The organism is Micromonospora sp. CA-240977, from assembly GCF_050942285.1.
Lineage (GTDB): Bacteria > Actinomycetota > Actinomycetes > Mycobacteriales > Micromonosporaceae > Micromonospora.
This window is the reverse complement of sequence record NZ_CP192055.1, coordinates 2,854,916-2,873,124: the sequence shown is the minus strand read 5'-3', so window position 1 is coordinate 2,873,124 and position 18,209 is coordinate 2,854,916. Positions and strand designations below refer to the sequence as shown.

The 18,209-nt window shown below is 68.2% G+C and carries 16 protein-coding genes and 3 pseudogenes; 11 read left to right on the top strand and 8 right to left on the bottom strand.

Annotated features, from left to right (window positions below):
- Positions 1 to 516: 516 nt before the first annotated feature.
- Positions 517 to 1,848: a hypothetical protein gene (locus tag ACQPWW_RS13320; RefSeq protein ID WP_433132506.1), complete on the bottom strand. Its 1,332-nt coding sequence runs from the start codon at positions 1,846 to 1,848 to the stop codon at positions 517 to 519.
- Position 1,849: 1 nt separating this feature from the next.
- Complete coding sequence (locus tag ACQPWW_RS13315) at positions 1,850 to 2,632, bottom strand: ABC transporter ATP-binding protein (RefSeq protein WP_433132504.1); 783 nt, start codon at positions 2,630 to 2,632, stop codon at positions 1,850 to 1,852.
- Between the two features lie 96 nt (positions 2,633 to 2,728).
- On the opposite strand from ACQPWW_RS13315, the gene ACQPWW_RS13310 reads away from it, so the two are divergent.
- Positions 2,729 to 3,982: a sensor histidine kinase gene (locus ACQPWW_RS13310; protein WP_433132502.1), complete on the top strand. Its 1,254-nt coding sequence runs from the start codon at positions 2,729 to 2,731 to the stop codon at positions 3,980 to 3,982.
- A complete protein-coding gene (locus ACQPWW_RS13305) occupies positions 3,979 to 4,635 on the top strand; it encodes a response regulator (RefSeq protein WP_433132500.1) in 657 nt (218 codons plus the stop codon). Before ACQPWW_RS13310 ends, ACQPWW_RS13305 begins: the two co-directional genes overlap by 4 nt.
- 671 nt (positions 4,636 to 5,306) lie before the next feature.
- On the opposite strand, the gene ACQPWW_RS13300 is transcribed toward ACQPWW_RS13305, so the two are convergent.
- The 3 genes from ACQPWW_RS13300 to ACQPWW_RS13290 all read right to left on the bottom strand — a co-directional run bounded on the left by ACQPWW_RS13300 (position 5,307) and on the right by ACQPWW_RS13290 (position 7,589).
- A complete protein-coding gene (locus tag ACQPWW_RS13300; RefSeq protein WP_433132498.1) occupies positions 5,307 to 5,786 on the bottom strand; it encodes an acyl-CoA thioesterase in 480 nt (159 codons plus the stop codon).
- A 325-nt stretch (positions 5,787 to 6,111) separates the two neighbouring features.
- On the bottom strand, positions 6,112 to 6,474 hold the full coding sequence (locus ACQPWW_RS13295; protein ID WP_433132496.1) for a hypothetical protein: 363 nt from the start codon (positions 6,472 to 6,474) through the stop codon (positions 6,112 to 6,114).
- A 392-nt stretch (positions 6,475 to 6,866) separates the two neighbouring features.
- Positions 6,867 to 7,589: a sigma factor gene (locus ACQPWW_RS13290; protein ID WP_433134339.1), complete on the bottom strand. Its 723-nt coding sequence runs from the start codon at positions 7,587 to 7,589 to the stop codon at positions 6,867 to 6,869.
- A 303-nt stretch (positions 7,590 to 7,892) separates the two neighbouring features.
- On the opposite strand from ACQPWW_RS13290, the pseudogene ACQPWW_RS13285 reads away from it, so the two are divergent.
- From ACQPWW_RS13285 to ACQPWW_RS13260, 6 genes and pseudogenes are all read left to right on the top strand, one after another.
- Positions 7,893 to 8,030: pseudogene (locus ACQPWW_RS13285) on the top strand (ATP-binding cassette domain-containing protein); the annotation flags it as partial.
- A gap of 136 nt (positions 8,031 to 8,166) precedes the next feature.
- Entirely contained in the window at positions 8,167 to 8,466 is a 300-nt protein-coding gene (locus ACQPWW_RS13280; RefSeq protein ID WP_433134786.1) for a hypothetical protein, read from the top strand.
- 149 nt (positions 8,467 to 8,615) lie between these two features.
- Positions 8,616 to 9,029, top strand: coding sequence for a nuclear transport factor 2 family protein (locus ACQPWW_RS13275; RefSeq protein ID WP_433132494.1), 414 nt, complete (start codon positions 8,616 to 8,618; stop codon positions 9,027 to 9,029).
- Positions 9,026 to 9,133, top strand: a pseudogene (locus ACQPWW_RS13270) (NAD(P)-binding domain-containing protein); the annotation flags it as partial. The gene ACQPWW_RS13275 and the pseudogene ACQPWW_RS13270, both read left to right, overlap by 4 nt.
- Positions 9,114 to 9,266: pseudogene (locus tag ACQPWW_RS13265) on the top strand (hypothetical protein); the annotation flags it as partial. The pseudogenes ACQPWW_RS13270 and ACQPWW_RS13265, both read left to right, overlap by 20 nt.
- A gap of 198 nt (positions 9,267 to 9,464) precedes the next feature.
- Positions 9,465 to 9,734: a helix-turn-helix domain-containing protein gene (locus tag ACQPWW_RS13260; protein ID WP_433132492.1), complete on the top strand. Its 270-nt coding sequence runs from the start codon at positions 9,465 to 9,467 to the stop codon at positions 9,732 to 9,734.
- Here ACQPWW_RS13260 and ACQPWW_RS13255 read toward each other — a convergent pair.
- On the bottom strand, positions 9,679 to 10,038 hold the full coding sequence (locus tag ACQPWW_RS13255; protein ID WP_433134337.1) for an N-acetyltransferase family protein: 360 nt from the start codon (positions 10,036 to 10,038) through the stop codon (positions 9,679 to 9,681). The genes ACQPWW_RS13260 and ACQPWW_RS13255 overlap by 56 nt on opposite strands.
- Before the next feature lie 60 nt (positions 10,039 to 10,098).
- A complete protein-coding gene (locus tag ACQPWW_RS13250) occupies positions 10,099 to 10,617 on the bottom strand; it encodes a cupin domain-containing protein (protein WP_433132490.1) in 519 nt (172 codons plus the stop codon).
- Between the two features lie 151 nt (positions 10,618 to 10,768).
- Here ACQPWW_RS13250 and ACQPWW_RS13245 point away from each other — a divergent pair, with 151 nt between their 5' ends.
- The gene (locus ACQPWW_RS13245; RefSeq protein WP_433132488.1) at positions 10,769 to 11,737 is read left to right on the top strand and encodes an alpha/beta hydrolase; all 969 of its coding nucleotides are present in this window, start codon (positions 10,769 to 10,771) and stop codon (positions 11,735 to 11,737) included.
- Between the two features lie 175 nt (positions 11,738 to 11,912).
- On the opposite strand, the gene ACQPWW_RS13240 is transcribed toward ACQPWW_RS13245, so the two are convergent.
- Positions 11,913 to 12,260 (bottom strand): UBP-type zinc finger domain-containing protein, encoded by a 348-nt coding sequence (locus ACQPWW_RS13240; protein ID WP_433132486.1) that lies wholly within the window; start codon positions 12,258 to 12,260, stop codon positions 11,913 to 11,915.
- A 299-nt stretch (positions 12,261 to 12,559) separates the two neighbouring features.
- Here ACQPWW_RS13240 and ACQPWW_RS13235 point away from each other — a divergent pair, with 299 nt between their 5' ends.
- Entirely contained in the window at positions 12,560 to 15,280 is a 2,721-nt protein-coding gene (locus ACQPWW_RS13235; RefSeq protein WP_433132484.1) for an AAA family ATPase, read from the top strand.
- Positions 15,277 to 18,069, top strand: a complete 2,793-nt coding sequence (locus tag ACQPWW_RS13230; RefSeq protein ID WP_433132482.1) for an AAA family ATPase — start codon at positions 15,277 to 15,279, stop codon at positions 18,067 to 18,069. Before ACQPWW_RS13235 ends, ACQPWW_RS13230 begins: the two co-directional genes overlap by 4 nt.
- Positions 18,070 to 18,209: the final 140 nt, after the last annotated feature.

The window sequence follows — 18,209 nt, the reverse complement described above, 5'->3', positions numbered from 1 at the left end:
GTGGCTCACGAATCAGTTACTCGACGGCAAGCAGCTTGAGGATCGCCTGCACTGGCACCAGGTACCGCCGACCGACACGAAGAAGACGCACCGGAAACTCGTTGGTTTTTCGCCAGCTCGTAGGCCTTGGTGCCTCCGATGCCCAAGATCGCCGCAGCGGTCTCCACATCGGTGGTGACACCGAAATCCCGTACCGCATCGATCGTCCACACCTGCCCCTGTACCTGGCCCGGCTGCGGCCAGAACGCTGGGCATCAACTGGAACTCCCGCAACAGCAGGAGACTAAGGTTTCTTACGAGCTGTGTCTCGCGATTGACGACATTTCCAGATTGCACGATCCGTACCTCCCCCGATACGCGGAAAGATTTTGTCAAAGACGACGTGGCGACGCGATGCCGGTTCGATGCGATGGCCGGCCCATATCCACGCGGGCCATCGCATCGTGCGACTTCTCGTGGCCGAAGCCGACGAATCCGGCTACTACCGAACGAAACGTCACGGTCGACCCGCAGAGCTCATTCGGCGCTGAGCGCCAGCGGGGCATCCTGACGAAGCGCGAGCACGGTCGGCACCACTGTCGCGGGCACCATCAGCACGACCCCACCGAACAGCACCAAGGCCATCGACGTCACCGTTTCGGCCGACGGCACGACGGCCGCTCCCACCACCAGGGCTCCGAGCAGCCGGATCAGACCCACCACGGCCGCGCCCAGCAGTGCGGCCGTCCCGACATAGATCAGCGACTCGGCCGCCGCCGCGCGCAGGGCGGTAGCCCATGAGGCCCCGGTCGCCGTCAGCAGCGCCACGTCACGTTCCCGGGTCCGGCTCGCCATGAAGATCGTCATCGTGGCACCGAGGGCACTGAGCACCACCGGCCCGCCGAGCAGGAACACCACCGCACCGGCCTGAAGCGGGGGCGACTGAGAGCCAGGAGCTCTGCCCACCACGTCGTGGGCGGCGTAGAGCGAACCCACCAGGGCAACTGCCACCATCAACGGGTTTACCGCGGCCGCGCTGCGCCCCAGATTGCCGGCGGTCGTCTGCCGGGCCAGGTACCAGGCGCTCGACCAGGAGGCCGGCACCAGGGCGGTCCAGAAGCGCATGAGCCGTCCCAGCAGCAACGGGCTCCAGGCAGCGCAGATGCCCGAGAGCAGAGCACCGATCAGCATCAGCGGTGCGCTCAGCTTGTCGGCGTTGGTGTCCGGCAGGGACAGCGAGATACCCGAGAGCAGGACGAGCAGGAGTCCACCACCCACCCACCGCTTGGCGTTCATCGCCGCCGGCGGTGCGTCCGCCTCGCGCAGGGTCGCGATCACCTCCGTACGCGCTGCCCGCCGGGCGCCCTTCGCCCCGGCGGCCAGGGCCAGCAGGACGACGAACACGACGACGACGGTCGCCGAGAGCAATCCGAACTTCACATCCAGCCCCGCGATGCCGGTGCCGGCGGAAAATCCGAATCGGAACAGTGGGCCGAGCACCGGCCGAGCGATCAGACAGCCGGACATACCACCGGCCAGGGCCACGATCGCGACCTGGGCGAGCACGATCCGGCGAACGTGAGCGGGGCGCAGGCCGATCACCTGCCAGAGGGCGTACGCCCGTTGCTGCAGCGTCACAGCCAGGCCGGCCACCGAGCCGAGAACGACGAAAGCGGTCACCGCCCCGAACATCAGCATGGTTCCGCTGATGGCGTACAGGGCCAGTGCCACGAAGCCCCCGACGACCACGCCGGTCTCGATGGCAGCAGCCACCACGGCCGTGACCACAGCGGTGAGCGCGGTGACGGCGAACAGCCCGAACCAGATCCGGGCGTTGTCGAGCAGATCAGCGAAGACGAGCCGGCGCATCTCAGGCCGCCACCCGGCTCGCGTGGGTCAGGGCCTCGAAGATGTCCTCGGCCCGCGGGCGCCAGAGGGTGCTGTCGATCACGCCGTCCTTGAGCACGAGCACGCGGTCCGCCCGCGCCGCCGCCTGCAGATCATGCGTGACCATGGCCACGGCGCTGCCCTCCTCGGCGACGGAACGCAGCATGCCGAGCACCCGGCTACCGGCCTCGGTGTCGAGCGCACCGGTCGGTTCGTCGGCAAAGGTGATCGCCTGGCGGGCGGCGAGCACGCGGGCGATCGCCACCCGCTGCTGCTGGCCGCCGGACAGCGCGGCCGGCCGATACGAGGCGCGCTCGCCGAGACCCACCTGATGCAGCACCCGTTCGACCTGCTCGGCGCTGATCGGCCGGCCGGACAGCCGGGCCGGCAGGGCGACGTTCTCGAACACGTTGAGCGAGCGGATCAGGTTGTACGACTGGAAGACGAAGCCGATGTGGCTTCGGCGAATGTCGGCCTGAGCGCGCTGGCTGAGCCCAGTCATCGGCTTGCCCATGACCGTCACCTGACCGGAGGTCACCTGCTCGAGTCCGGACAGGCAGTACAAAAGCGTCGACTTGCCGGAGCCGCTCGGCCCCACGATCGCCACGAACTCCCCGGCGGCGATGCTCAGCGAGATGCCCCGGAGCACCGTGGTGGCCTCGCCCCCGTCCGGTGCCGAGAACTGCTTTGTCAGGTGGTGCGCTTCGAGCACGTTTTCTGTCATGCCGGAATCGTGGCCCGCCGCCCCCGCCCGCCGCGTCCGCACTGAGATCGACTGCGGGTCTGTCTTGCGACATACGGATCGGCACGGACGACGCACAGAAGTTTGCCGTACGCATCCCCGCTGTCTACTGTTGCGGCCGTGATCCTTCGGCTCGGCGAGTTCCGGCGGTTCACTTCCCCCCGTCGGCAGCTGACGTTCGACCTCGCCATCGCGGCGGTGGCCTTCCTGACTGGGGCGGCGAAACTTCGCCCGTGGGATGTGCGCCTCGACTTCTACTATCTCGCTGCCGTCGTACTGACGGTGAGCGCCGCCTCCATGCTCTGGCGGCGTCACCTGCCGGTCGCCGTCTTTGCACTGGCGCTCACCGCCAACGTCCTGCATCTCTGCACCGACCGGGCCGGCGACAGCAGCATCAACGCCGGGCTGGTCGTGGCCAGCTACGGCCTGGCCCGATACGGGCAGGGGACGGTCCGGTGGGCGCTACCCGCGGCCGGGGTCGTGCCGATGGCGCTCGCCGGAGCCAGCAGTCTCCAGGAGGGTGCCGGGGGCTACGCACCGCTCGTCGCTCTCGGCCTCACCACGGCCACCATCGGAGTGCCCTGGCTGTTGGGCGCCAACGTCGAAGCACGGCAGCGGGCGATGACGGCCCTGACCGAACGCGCCGCCCGGCTCGAAGCCGAGCGGGAACTCGAGGCGGTTCGCGCGGTCCTCGACGAACGCGGCCGCATCGCCCGGGAACTGCACGATATCGTGGCCCACCACGTCAGCGTGATGGGCGTCCAGGCCGGTGTCGCGCGTTTGGCGCTGACGGCCGACCCGGCCCGCGCGGAGAAATCACTGCGGTCCGTCGAGACGACGTCGCGACACGCGGTCGACGAGATGCGGCGCATGCTCGGGATCCTGCGGGCGCCGCCGTCTTCCGTGACGGAACGCAGTGATCAGCCCACCGGCGACCGAGCGCCGTTGAGCCCGCAGCCCGGTCTGGCTGATCTGCCTCGTGTCGCCGGTCAATTCGCCGACGCGGGCCTGCGCATCGAGATGACCACCGACTGGCGCCTCGGTCCCATCGGCCCGGTGCCGCCGGAGGCCGTTCAACTTTCGGCCTACCGGATCGTCGAGCAGAGTCTGACCAACGTCCTCGAACACGCGGGTCCGGTGCCCACCAGAGTGCATGTGTGCGTCAACGACGACGCCATCGAGGTGACGGTCACCAACGACCGGCTCGTCGAGGTGGCCGTGCGACCCGAGGGGGCGCCGTCCCACTCACGTGGACACGGCACGGTCGGCATGCGAGAGCGGGTGCGGATGTTCGACGGGACTCTCAACGCCGGGCCGACGCCGGGCGGCGGTTACCGCGTCCACGCCCGCCTGCCCCTGGAAGCAGATCGATGATCAGCATCACCGTTGCCGATGACCAGCCTCTGATGCGCGATGCCCTGCGCTCCGTAATCGAGATGCAGCCGGACATGGAACTGGCCGGCGAGGCGACTGACGGGCGGGAGGCCGTACAGCTGAACCTGCGCCTACGCCCGGACGTTGCGGTCGTCGACATCCGGATGCCCAAGCTCGACGGCATCGCAGCCGCGCGCGAGATCACCGCTTCGACGCGGACCCGGGTGCTCATCCTCACGACGTTCGACGACGACGAGTACGTGCACAACGCGCTCAAGGCAGGCGCCTCGGGCTTCCTGACTAAGAACTCGCCACCTGAGGAGATCCTCGGGGCCATTCGTGTGCTCGCCGCCGGCGAGGCGCTGCTGGCTCCGTCGGTGACCACCAGGCTGATCGAACACGTCGTTTCGACCACGCCGTCGGTGGACCAGGCCCTGGCCGGAACACTGCAGCGGCTGACGCCCCGGGAGATCGACGTATTAGGTGCGATGGCCCGCGGGCTGGCCAACGCCGAGATCGGGAAGGCTCTGCACATCGGTGAGGGCACCGTGAAAACCCACGTGTCGCGGATTTTCGTGAAGATCGGCGCCCGCGATCGCGTGCAAGCGGTCATCTACGCCTACGAAAGCGGACTCATCGCTCCCGGGAAGTAGCTTCGCCAGCACGACAACGCCCCGGACCAGGACGAAGTACACGGCGACCGTCGCGATCGACAGCACGAAGAGCACACCGGCGAAGGTCAGGATCCTTGCCACGAGCACGGGAACCCCGCTCACATCCTGAAAGGCTTGTGTGCGGCGACCTGTTGAAGGTCACCGCACACAACCGGGTGGAGCTGTCAGACGCCCTGGAACGACACGAAGCGGCCCGGCGCGAAGCTGCGCAGAGTACAGCGAGCTGCCGCTACTGCTGATCAGCGCAGGCCAGCCCGAGCGAGGCGAGGTCGGCCGTCAGATCATCTCGCTCGGGGCGCTACCCGAGTCAGATGCCGCCGTGCTGGCCGGTCCCGGCGACGTCACCGGTCGCGTCGCCGACGCGGCCGGCAATCCCGCCCATCTTCGTTCACTCGCCGCACCCATCGACGGGGGCGCGTCGCTGACGGCCACGGTGCATCGGCACGTCGACAGGCTTCCGCTGGACTGCCGGTGGGCGTTGCGAGCGATGGCCGCGCTGGAGGAGACAGTCACCACGACCGTGCTGCGCGACATGAGCGGGCACAGCGACTCCGAGCTCCGCGATCTGCTCGGCCCGGCGCGTGCCGCGGGCATCATCGCTGACGTCACCGTCCGCGAGGATTCACCGACCGAGCGCCACTTTCCAGCGGTCAGGCTGGAGGCGACTGCAGGGTGGGTGAGTCGGAGCCTTCAGGTCCCATCAGCTCCTCCGCATCAGCCCGCGCGGCGTCGCTCCACTCGGTCGGCCGCTTGGTTACGGGGTCGATCCGCACGTTCGTGCGGGTACCCTCGGCGTACACCGCCGTGCCGTCGAGGCTGATGAACCGGAAGCCGTAGGTGACGCTGGTCTTGCCGACGTGCTTCACCCACAGCCACAGGAGGATCTCTCCCATCTGGGCGACCGGCTGGTCGTAGCTAATCGTCAGCGCCCGCACGACGTTGAGCGCATCACCGGCATCGGCCGACGCGGTCACCAAATAACCGCGGGTTGCCCAGAACTCGTTGACACCACGGTCAAGCAGGGTGATGAACCTCGAATGGTGCAGCATTCCGAGTGAATCGAGGTCGTCGAAAAAGACCCGCACAGGCACGAGTTCGCCGTACGAGATGGAACTGCCATCGAACGTCACGTTTAACCCACTTTCAGATTCGTTGGACCTTGCCAATTGAACAGGGTGGTGCTGTATTCCGACTGAATTCGGGGTGTAGCCGCCGCAGTTTCCATGAACGGAGGGCGGCTCAGGGCGCGAGTCGCACCGGCGCCGCGCGCCCGCCGCCCATGAAGGCACGGACAAGGTCATGCAAAGCGTACTGGTGGGTGCCGCGCCGGGTCAGCAGGCCGTGGCATGCCTGCTCTCTGAGGTACGCCCGTGTGCGCCAGTGAGATGCCCGCCACTCCGGGGCCATGTCGATGGTGATGGGCAGGTCGGTATGCCGCGCCAGCATTGTCAGCAGTTAAGCCGCCCCGACACTCAACATACGGCGCGACTGTTCGAAACCGCTCCCGATGTCGATGTCCATTGACTCGTCGGTGAAGGCGTCGAGTGTCCCGTTGCCGTGGCGAAGGTCGGCGGCGATCCTCGCCAAAGAAACGTCCTCGTGCGTCGATACGCGAGCTGCCACCAGAGCGAGCGCCAGCGCCAATCCACCACACCGATCGACGATCTCATCGACGGCCGCCCGTTCGGCGCGGACCCGCATGGTCGCGAGCCTGCGCTCGAGGCACAACTTGGCCTCCGGGCGCGATAGGACATCGAGACTCATCGCATGGGAGCCGTAGTCGGTCGTCAGACCCGGGAGCCGCTCCCGGCTGGTCACCACTCCCGCGCTGCCACCCGAGCCGGGCAGAAGCGATCCGATCTTTACGCAAGACGGCGTCGCGCAGAGCCGGCAGAATCTCGGCTTCGAAGCCGCACCGCTGCGCCAGGGCGGCCTCACCGCAGACAGTAGTTGCGTACTCCCGCTCGACGGTGGCGAGGGCGGGGCCCGAGCAGCACGGCGGAGGGTAAACAACCGCGCTGTGAAGGACGACGGCCGAGCGCAGTCCCGGTTCAGCCGTCGAACCGACGGCACGATCGGATCGGGTTCGGGAGAACCAGCGGTCGCGCCGATCCTGGCCCTTGCCCTCCGTCGCCTCCGCGAGGACACGATCGTCGTCGTATCCGGTCACGACGGGGATCTCGCGCTCCTGGGCTGTTCATTCACCCGCGCTAGTGGTGGTCACGGCCGGTGCCACCGCGATGTCTCCGGAAAACAGGCCGGTGATGCGGGTGCCCGCGCCTCAGGCGGCGGGGCGCGGGAAGGTAGCCGTCGGACGGGGGCGGTGCCGGGTGCAGCATCAATCCGCCATCCACTCCGGCCAGAGCCAGGACGGGCCACAATGCCTCCGACAGCGGCCGGTTGACGCCGGCGCCTCTGCCGCTGCTCTGGATCACGGCCTTGACCGGGGCCGGGCGTAACGCCGGTCCGCTGTCTTTCATGACGGCGGACAACCGCTGTTCGAAGTCAAGCTGCGTGTTGACGGCGCACACTCCTCGGATCTTGGTCGTCGAGCAGCGAGGCCAGGGCCTTCCTGCCCCGCGACAGGCGGGCCTTGACGGAGCCGGCGGGGACTTACCGTGTCGTGGGCGATGTCGGCCACCTAACGAATGCAGGACGATGTCCCGCCGTTGGGCGGACGGGATGGTACCCAACGCCTGCATGAGCGCCATGTGGTCGGGGTTCAGCCCGTCGAGCGGCCGGTCGACGGCCTCGCGGTGGCGAGCGCGAAGCCGGTTCGCCGTCTTTCGCCAGCCGCTGATGGCGATCCGGGACCCCACCCGGCGAACCCAGGCTTCCGGGCTGTTGGCCCTCGAGACCGTTGGCCATCGTTGCCAGGCCCGCGCGTAGGCCTCCGCCACCGCGTCCTCGGCCTCGGACCGGCGGCCGATCATCATGTACAGGTGCCCAGCACCCTCGAAGACGAGGACGCATAGAAGTCTTCAAATTCGGATCTGCCTGATAAGTCGAGATCCTCACCGTTTCCGGCATGTCGGCCGGAATCGCATGTCTATGCTTGCGAGGCCCCTGCATTCGCACTGATTTTCCGATGAGGTCCCGGCCGCTCGAGTCACGTGACGGATGCACCCGTCACACCGTCGCGGCCACGATGACCGCACTGGCAATCCAGCGGGGAAGTGTGATGACCGGATACGTAGTCGAGTCGCGAGGCGTGAACAAGACCTTCGCGGACGCCGGTGGGAACACGGCGACGGGTGCTGCGCGACATTCGGCTTCAGGTGCCCGCCGGGGAGTTCGTCGCGATCGTGGGACCGAGCGGATCAGGAAAGTCGACTCTGCAGTATTGCTTGTCCGGCCTGGAGAGCATGACGTCCGGCCAGGTCTTCGTGCTTGGCCGGCCACCGGACGGTCTGGGAGGAGGATTCGCTCAGGTGAAGATCGCCGGGGAGGGCCGGTCGGTGGTGATGGTCACCCATGACCTGCGGGCAGCCGCGCGGGCCGACCAGGTCATTGTCCACGCACCGAACCCTGGTTCGCCCGAGCGCCGAGGATGTCTTCGACGCGCTGGCCGAGATCCAGCCGGCCCGGGGCCTGAGCGTGTTTTGTCTCATCTACTCCGACCTGCTGGCCAATGGTGGCGGAGAAGCCGCGGCCATCCTCCGCAGCCGGCGACCGCCGAACATGTCCCGAAGCCTCGAGGCTGTCGACGACGCGGCTGACCCGGCTGGCGGACAGGCGGTGCGTTCCGCCAGCTCGTTCATGCGCAACGTCTGCTCGGGCGCCTCCGAGAGGTTGAACAGGATGCCGTAACGCGAGCTGTTCAAACCCAGTCGCTGCAGAACTTGATCGAGGGCCCGGGGCAGCACGATCAGCATCCGGTTGACCGCACGCCACAGCCTTCCTCTTCGGGATCGAGCGGCTGCGGACTGTCATTCACTCCCGGGAGCACTCGGTAGCCATTGGCCAGCCATCACAAGAACGGAGCCATCCGCATGACCGACCACAACGTCGAACTCGCCTATCGGAACCTTCTGGAGGTGTTCGGCGAACGCGACCCGCGGAAGCGCGCCCAGGCCATCAGCGAGATCTACGCCGAGGATGTGACCTTCGCCGATCCCGACGAGGTCGTCGTCGGCTGGACCGAACTGGGCGCGAAGGCGCAGGGCCTGCTCGACGGGGCTCCCGGTTTCGTCTTCACGCCCGTCGGCGACGTTCGCGTCATCCAGAACCTCGCGATGCTCTCGTGGCACTTCGGGCCCGAAGGAGCTCCTCCGGTCGTCGGCGGCACCGACATCTGCATCATCGAGAACGGGCTCATCACCCACCTGTACACAGCGCTGGACCCGATGCCGACCACCGGCCCGGAAGCATGAGTGAAGACAGCATGACCATCGGCATCATCGGCGCCGGGGGTATCGGCCGCGCCCTTGCCCGCCGTTTCGTCGGCGCTCTCGAGCATGTGCAGATCGCCAACAGCCGTGGACCCGAGACTCTGCGTCGTCTGGCCGCGGAACTCGGAGACGGAGCTTCTGTTGTCCAACCTGCCTCCGGTCGTACACATCCCCGCCTCGACACCGCGGGCCGACAGCGTGCGGTGGGTGCTTCACCACATCGGGGCCGAGACCAGCAGCCTTGCCCTCGGCGCCGACCTGGTGGCCCAGCACCTGGCGATGGTGTGCTGATCGAGGTGGTGCGCCTGCACCTGTTCCATTCGCCGCACGAGTCTCCGGGTGGCTCGCGGGATCGGCCGATCCGGTCGTCGGCGATGTGTTGAGCGCCATGCACACGAGCCACGGTCGCCCCTGGAGGTGGCCGACCTGGCGAAGGTCCGCCGGGTTTCCCGGTCGACCCTGGCCGCGCGCTTCAAGGACATCGTCGGGACCGGCCCGCTCGACTACCTGACCGGCTGGCGGACCGAGTTGGCCGGCCGCATGCTGAGCGACGGCGCGGACACTCTCGACACGATCGCCCGGTGCGTCGGCTACAGCTCCGAGAGCGCCCTCAGTGACGCGTCCAAACGGGTCACCGGCACGTCGCCAAGGGAGTACCGGCGGCAACGGGTGTCCCCAGCGCAATGAACGGCTGCCCGTGCTCGGCGTTCCGGGTGAACTCGAAATGCCGCTGAGCACCGCGCGCTACCGAACGGATGGACCAGTTGCCCGCCGTTGGTGGATGGCGTCCGAGAGACCGGGCCAATGCGTGGCAGCCGGAGTTTGCGGCGTCGGTGACGGCATCGATGTGCGCTATCCCCGCCGCCTCGCACTGTTGCAGCAGCCCACCGACGAGAAGCCGGCCGACGCCACGGCGCTGGCAGCTGTCCGCAACGAGGACCGCGAGCTCGGCGGTGTGCGGCGCGCCGGTCAGCCACGCACGTTCCGCCACCCCGACCAGTTTGCCGTCGACGAGGGCGACGTGGCCGAGCCAGGGCACCACCGGCGGCGTCTACGGTAGGTTCTCGGTGTTGAGGCCCAGCCGTTCGGCGATCGGCCCGGCCTGTTCGAAGCGCTCGGGCGGCCACGGCGCCGGCATCTGTCCCTCAACCGGGTCATCACCGAGTTCGACGAGGAGTCGCTCGTCGCCCGCCGAGGCGAACATGAACACCATCTTGGCGGGTTTCGACCCGATGTTCTTGAACCGATGCCGCGTGCCGCGCGGAACCAACAGGAAGTCCCCGGCACCGGCCATGACCGTCTCGTTGCCGTCGAGGAACTCGAGTTCGCCGTCGAGGAGGTAGAAAGCCTCCTCGCGGTCAAAGTGCACGTGGGCGACCGGTCCCCCGCCCGGGGGCACGATCGCCTCGATGAAACCGAGGCTGCCGTTGCTGTCGGCTCCGGTGGCCTTCACGGTGTAGATGTCGCCCGACACCCACTTGGTGATGCCTGTTCCGGCCGGCCGGTGGATGACCCCGCGCTTGACGTACAGCGAAGCACGCCCCTCGGGGGTAATTTCTTCGAGACTCATGCGATGACCGTACGGCCGGACAATGAACCGCCACTGATCCCCGACTGAACCGGCCCGGCCCTGATGCAGTCATGTGTCGGATGCGCCCTGGCCTGCCCGCTGACAGCGTGGGTATCGCCGCAAACGTGGTGAACAGCAGAGGAGATCAGTCATGACGGAGCCCGTGAAGCCCGTGCTCGAGCCGCCGGCGCAGGCCTTCGCCGATGCCAACTCGAAGCCGCCGTTCCTGTTCCAGCTCACGCCTGACGAGGGACGCAAGATCGCGATCTCGTTGCAGACCGACCCGCCGGAGCTCCTGCCCGAGGTCGACATCTCGGACGTCGAGATCGAAGGGGGCCCGACCGGAAAGGTGCGCGTTCGCATCGTCCGGCCCCCCAACAGCAAAGGCCCACTGCCGGTCATCCTGTATGTCCACGGCCTCGGCTGGGTCTTCGGCGGTCCCGAGACCCACGACCGGCTGGTCCGTGAGCTGGCGCTTGGCGTGAACGCCGCCGTGGTGTTCCCCGACTACGACCTTGCGCCCGAGGCCAAGTACCCCACACAGATCGAGCAGATCTACGCCGTGGCCGACTGGATCACCATGAACGGCCCTGAGTACGGACTTGCGACCGACCGCATCGCGGTGGCCGGCGACTCGGTGGGTGGCAACATGGCCACGGTGACGACGATCCTTGCCAAGCAGCGCGGGGGCGTCCAGTTCAAGGGCCAACTGTTGTATTACCCGGTGACGAACGCCGCCTTCGACACCGGCTCGTACGAGCAGTTCGCCGTGGGCTACTTCCTGCAGCGCGAAGGCATGCAGTGGTTCTGGGACCAGTACACGACGGACCCCGCTCAGCGGGCCGAGATCACCGCCTCGCCACTGCGAGCCACCACCGACGACTTGGCCGGGCTCCCGGAGGCAATGGTCATCGTGGCCGAGGCCGACGTCCTGCGGGACGAGGGCGAGGCGTACGCGGCCAAGCTGCGCACAGCCGGCGTTCCGGTCACCGCGATCCGCGAACTCGGGGCCATACACGACTTCGCGGCCGTTCGACCGCTGCGGCCCACCTTCGCCGCCCAGAATGCCATCACCCAGGGCATCGGGTTCCTGAGTCGGGTGCTCGGCACCGCCGACTGAACGGAAGGACCGGCCATCAGCAGCAGATAAGTAAAGTTTCAGAGCGGTCGGAGAGACTGAACGGGCTCGGGTGGCCACGCTGACAGGCGTGGCCACCCGAGCCCGTTTGGCATCCGCGAATCACCACCGGCGACAGGGGACTTCCATGACCAGCGATCCTGCGGGCAGCACCTCGTCACTCATGCAGCAGCGACTCCCAGTTGTCCGGAACCGCCCCGGCCGGGCCGGGAACGGGCTGGTTCGCCGGGCGACTGCTCGGCGGGGCCAGCACCGGACCTGATCCGAACCGGCCGGAACCGTAGTCGTAGAACCACTCCTCGCCCGGTTCGAAGGATTGGATAACCCGATGGCCGGCGGTGCCGTAGTGCGCAGTCGCGTGCTGCGACGGTGAGTTGTCGCAACACCCGACGTGGCCGCATTCGGCACAACGCCTTAGATGCAACCACCAGCCGCCGGTCGAAAGACACTCGGCGCACCCCGGCCCCGACGGTGGAACGGAACTGTTGATCGATTCATTAGCCACCAGGACAACCTATACGTGGGAAGCGATGGACGCCACCGTAGGCAATCCAATTTTGAGACGATGTGAGTGACGTCTCCAAAAGGAACAAACGGGTGCGTCGATCGGGTAGCTGGCCCCCTCTTCAATTGCGCAAGTGACATGCGTATGGCAGTCAGGTCGAACCTGGTCTGCCACTTTTTGCTGCTTGTCGAGCAGGGCCCCGAGCCGAAGAAAGAACACTCCGGAGAGACACACACCGGCGGTTTACGATTGTCTTCTGCTCCACACAGGAACTGGTGAAGGTGCACGGAAGAGGATTCATGAAGCTCGTTGGACGCATCGAGGAACAGGCCACAATAAAGGCCGCACTGGGGCGGATCCGTACGGCCGGCGCAGCTGTCACCATCGTCGGCGGACCCGGTGCGGGAAAGACGGCCTTGCTGGACGTGGCGCACGAGATGGCGCGAGAGGCGGGGTTCACCGTTCTGCGGTGCAACGGATCCCGCCACGACATGGCTGACCAGTTGTGGCATCTGCACGAGGTGCTATACCCGCTGCTCGACGCCGTGCCGCTGCTGCCGCGCACACAGCAGGCCGCTCTGTCCGCGGCGTTCGGTGGTCTCGACGAACCCACGCCTGATCTACGACCCGTCCGCCTCGCCGCACTCGGGCTACTCGAACAATCAGCGGCTCACCGACCCGTCGTCCTGCTCGTCGACGACTGGCAGTGGATCGATCCGGCCACGGCCGACGCACTAGCCTTCGCGGCTCGCGAGTTGACGACCTCACCGGTCGTGGTGCTGGCGACCAGCCGCCCCCCGGCAGGGCTCGACCGAGGCGCTCCGCTGGACGGGCAGACGCTGCATCTGCCGCCAATGAGCGAGATCGACGCGTGGGAACTGCTCGACCACCGCCCGAATCTGTCCGCTGACGAGCGTTCAACAATCGTCACGTTCGCCCAGGGCAACCCGCTGGCGCTCGTGGAGTGCGCTGCCGCCACGGCACGTGCGCTCACACCCGCGCTGCAGGACGCAGCCACCCCGCCACTGACCGAACGGCTGGTGAGCTCCTTCCTCGAGGAGACAGCGATGCAGACCCTGCCGACCGCCTCGCGCATCCTGCTGCTCTGCGCCGCGGCCGGCAGCGGCACGACAACCGCCGACCTACTGCGTGCGGGCCGGCTGGTCGGCGCCGAATCCGTGGCAGCCGAGGAGCTGACCCGCCGGCGACTTCTCGATCTCACCAGCGAGGCCCCGGTCTTCCCCCAGCCCTTGCTCGCCGCCGCCGTTTACGCAGACGCGCCGATGTCCGACCGCATCACCGTTCACCGGGCGCTGGCCGAGGTCACCGACGATCCGATGCGGGCGGCCATGCATCTCGCCGCCGGCACCCCGCATCAAGACAGCGCGGTCGCCGACACTTTGGAACGGGCCGCCACCGCCGCCGCCGCCCAAGGTTGCCTCACTCAGGCGGTCGATGCCCTCAGGTGGTCGGCTGAGCTTTCCCCGGAACCGGCCGCGCGAGCTCGACGGCTAAGAGACGCCGCGGAACTCGCTCGTCAGACCGGCCCCGCGAGCGTCACGGACCGCCTGCTCCGGCATGCCCAGGTGGCTGCCGGGGAGTCCTCCTCCGTCGCCGCTCTGGCCATCACCGAAGCCGCCGCGCGCTCGGGCCGAGGGACCGGAGCAGGCGACATCCAGCTGCTGCTCGCCCTCTCCCGCCGCCTGGCGCGCTTGGATGACAGGTCCGCCGCAACCGAACGTCTCGACCTGCTCTCCGCAATCGCCGTGCTGTCCACGACCTACGGAAAGGCCCACGATGTCGTGACCGCGGCCACGGCGGAGCTCGCCGCGCTTCAGCTGGACGAACACGACCCAGTGCGTGCGGCCTCCTTGGCCATCCTCGATCCGGCCGGCTACGGCGGCAGCCTCAAGGGCCGGCTGAGCGAGCTCCTCGCCGACGCACGGGACCGGCCGGCGCTCCTGGCGATCTACGGCCTAGCGGCCGAGGCGATGCACGACCTGGACCTGGCGATCAAAGCCCACGACGCGGCGCAGCGGTCGCTACGCGCCGGGGGCCGGGCGGCGGACCTCGCGCACGAACTGGTCTCGCTATCGTTTCTGCGAGTACTCAAAGGCGACCCCCACCGCGCGTATGTCGAAGCGAGCGAGGCACGCCGCATCGCCAAGCGCCTCGGGCTCGGCGCCATCGAGGCCGAGGCTCACGCGGCCATCGCCCTTTCCCAGGCGTGGGCCGGGGACCGCCATGAGTTCGACGCCGCGATGAAGCACAGCCGCGACGCCGCGAACGCGTCCTGGACGTCGACGCCGGCTCGACGGGGCTGGGCCGCCGGGCTCGTCGCTCTGGTCGACGGCCGCTATCGCAACGCGTGGGTCGATCTTCAAGCCGCCGCGGCCCATCCCGCGACGGCCGCATCGGCCGCGGCAGACCTGACCGAGGCCGCAGTGCTGTCCGGACGGACGCACCTGGCAGCACAACATGTGGCGGCAGCCGAAGAACGCGCCGAGACGTACGGCTCGCAGCAACTCGCGGCCTCAGCCCACCGAGCACGCGCGCTGATCGACACGGCAGCGGACGCGGACGAACGATACGAGGCTTCGATCGCTGCCGCGCACGCTGCCGGCGCCCTGCTGGAACGCGGCCGCAGTCACCTGACCTTCGGGCGCTGGCTACGACGCGGACGCCGTATCGTGCGCGCGCGGGAGCATCTCTCCGCGGCCATGGCGGTCTTCCACACGACGGGTGCGCACCCATGGGCGACCCTGGCCGAACGGGAGCTCGAGGCAGCCGGTGTCCAACTGACCAGAGCCACAGCCCCTCCACAGAGCCGCAACGAACGGCTGACCCCGCAGGAGAGGCAGATCGCCGAGCTGGCCGCGGACGGCCTGACCAACCGCGAGATCGGCAACCAGCTCCTGCTCTCCCATCGGACGATCAGCACCCACCTCTATCGCGCCTTCGCCAAGCTGTCCATAACCGACCGCCGGCAGGTCGGCGAGGCGTTGATCGGCGATCGATGAGCCTCAAGACGGTGACCCCTTTGATATACGACGAGCCCATGGCAGTCCCTCAGCTGACCCATCTGGTGGGTCGGGACGACGAACTGAACAGGCTGATCCGCAACTTCGAGAGCCGACCGGCCGAGGGCACGGTGACCGTCGTCGACGGCGAGCCCGGCATCGGCAAGACCGCCCTGGTCGATGCGGCCGCCCGGGCCGCGCTGGCGGCCGGCTACGCGCACGTCCAGTGCGTCGGCATCCGCAACCAGACATCGACCGGTTTCGCCGCCCTCGGCGAGTTTCTCCAACCTCTACTCGGCGGACTAGCGGGGTTGCCCCCGCGACAGCGCGCCGCGCTGTCGACCGCGCTCGGCCTGTCCCCCGGAGATCCACCCAACCGGCTGATGATCGGTCTCGGTGCGCTGGGCCTGGTCGAGGAAGCCGCCTGCCGTCAGCCTTTGCTGCTGGTGGTGGAGGACGCCCACTGGCTCGACCGGTCCAGCCTCGATGCGATCGCCTTCGTCGCCCGCAGGCTCAGGCACCTGCCCGCCACCATGATCATCACGCTTCGCGACGACGCCCACCTGCCCGAGCTCCGCTCACTCTCCGCCGAGCGCATCCACCTGGAACCGTTGCGGGACTATGCGATCACCACGATCATCGATCGATGCGCGGACTCGACGGCGCACTCCGACCACAGTCGGATCCTCCGCGCGGCGCGCGGGAACCCGCTCGCCGCGCTCGAGATGGCAGCCTCGCTCGAACGGCACCCGACCGACGCGGTGATATCGTTCCGCCCGCATCTGCCGACCGCAAGCAGGTTGGAGAACGCCTTCCTGGATCGGGTCGCGGGCCTGCCCGAGCGGAGCCGCGCACTACTGCTGTTCGCAGTCGCCGGCGAGGGAATGCCGCTGCCCGAAGTGATGACCGCAGCCCTCGGAAGCGGCCTGACCACCGAGGACATGACGCCACTGGAACGGTCGGGACTGGTCGCGTCGACCGGTACACGGATCACCATCCGCCATCCCATGCTGGCGTCGGCGGTATACGCGGCAACACCGGCCACCGACCTCACGCGGGCACACCTCCAACTGGCCGAGGCGACCTCGGACGCGGGCCGCGTCGCTTGGCACCGTGCCGCAGCGAGCGCCGGGCAGGACGAGTCAGTGGCCGCTTCGCTGGAGGAGGCCGCGCGGCGGGCTCAACGACGCGGGGCACAGGCCGAAGCTTCGACGGCATATGCCCAAGCCGCGCGGCTGACACCCAGGACGCCGAACCGGGGCCGGCGCCTCGCGCTCGCGGCGCAATCGGCCTACATGGCGGCCCAAATGGACGCGGCCGGAGTTCTCGTGCGGGACGCGATGGAACTCGCCGATGATCCCGACTCGATCGTGCGGGTCGCGAACACGCGCCTCTCGCTGAGCATGGTCGCCGGTATGCCGGCGCTCGAGACGTCGGACTTCCGCATGCTGAGCCGACGCCTAGGCGGACCCACCGGCCGCGGCTATCCCGAGCAACGGCTGAGCATCCTCTGGTGCGCGGCCATCAACTGCCGAGGCAGCAACCTTCCCCGGGAGCAGTGGCGCACAATCGAGTCCGACCTCGACGAGATCGATTCCTCCTCGCCGATGAAGACGCTGGCACTGGCGACAGTCGCCGAACCCGGGCGAGCGCTGCTACTCAAACCCGCGCTGCCCGGACTGATCGACCGGGTGCCGCAGGCAGCCCACTCGATGATCGCCGTGGCAATCGCGGCCGAAGCGATCCACGACTCCGAGACGGCCCGTACGGCCTGGCATCTGGGCGTCGAGTTCGGCCGGCGCGCCGGCGCGCCCGTCGACGAGGCGCAGTGCCTGCGCGGACGAAGCACCCAACGGCTGCTGAGCGGCGACCTGACCGGGGCGCTCGCCGACGCCGACCAAGCCTTCCACACGGCGCTCAACGGCGGCGCACGGCACATCGCGGGCATGGGTGCGGCGACAGCGGCGCTGGCCTACGTCTGGCGGGGTGACCATCAGGCAGCACATATGATGCTGAGCTTCCTCGGCACGACGCCCGCCGGCTTCGGCGGAATCGCCTCGGTCGACGAGTACTGGGCAGCCGGGCTGCTGGCGCTGGACGAGGGCAGGCCGGAGGATGCCTGGGCGCACCTGTGGCGGCTACGATGGCATCCGATCCGGGCACTCTGGTCTTTGGCCGACCTCGCGGAGGTGGCCGTGCTGACCGGCCGGACGGACAACGTGGCCGACCGTCTCCACGACGCGTCCGTCCAGGCTGCGGCGTTCGCCTCGCCCCGGCTGACCATGATCGTGGAGCGCGCGCACGCGCTGGTGTCCGATGGCGACGAGGCCGCGGAGCATTTCGGAGCCTCGGTCCTCGCCGGGATCAACGCCAGCGCTCCCCTAGAGCTCGCCCGGACCCGCCTGCTCTATGGCCAGTGGTTGCGCCGCAACCGCCGGGTGGACGAGGCACGAGATCATCTGGCCTTGGCCCTGCACGATTTCTCGGAAGCCCGTGCGATGCGCTGGGCGGAAAGGGCAGCGGCCGAGGTACGGGCTTCGGGGATGCCGGTCCGCGCAGCCGGTGGCACGCGCGCGCATCGGCCCGCCCTGACGCCGCAGGAACTTCGGATCGCGGGTCTCGCCGCCGACGGCCTCACCAATCGCGAGATCGCCGACCAGGTTTATCTCTCACATCGCACTGTCGGAGCAGCGTTGTATCGCGTCTTCCCGAAATTAGGCATCACCAAGCGCGCACACCTGCGAACCGCCCTCGAAGACGTGATCGGAAACAACTATGTTCGGTCGTGACGACGAACTCACCTGCCTGATGAGCCTGATCGACGGGATGTCTCGGTCCGGGACCTGCGTCGCGATCAGCGGAGAGTCCGGATCAGGCCGATCGTCGCTGCTCGACCGCGCCGCGACCCGCGCCGCAGTACCCGTCGGGC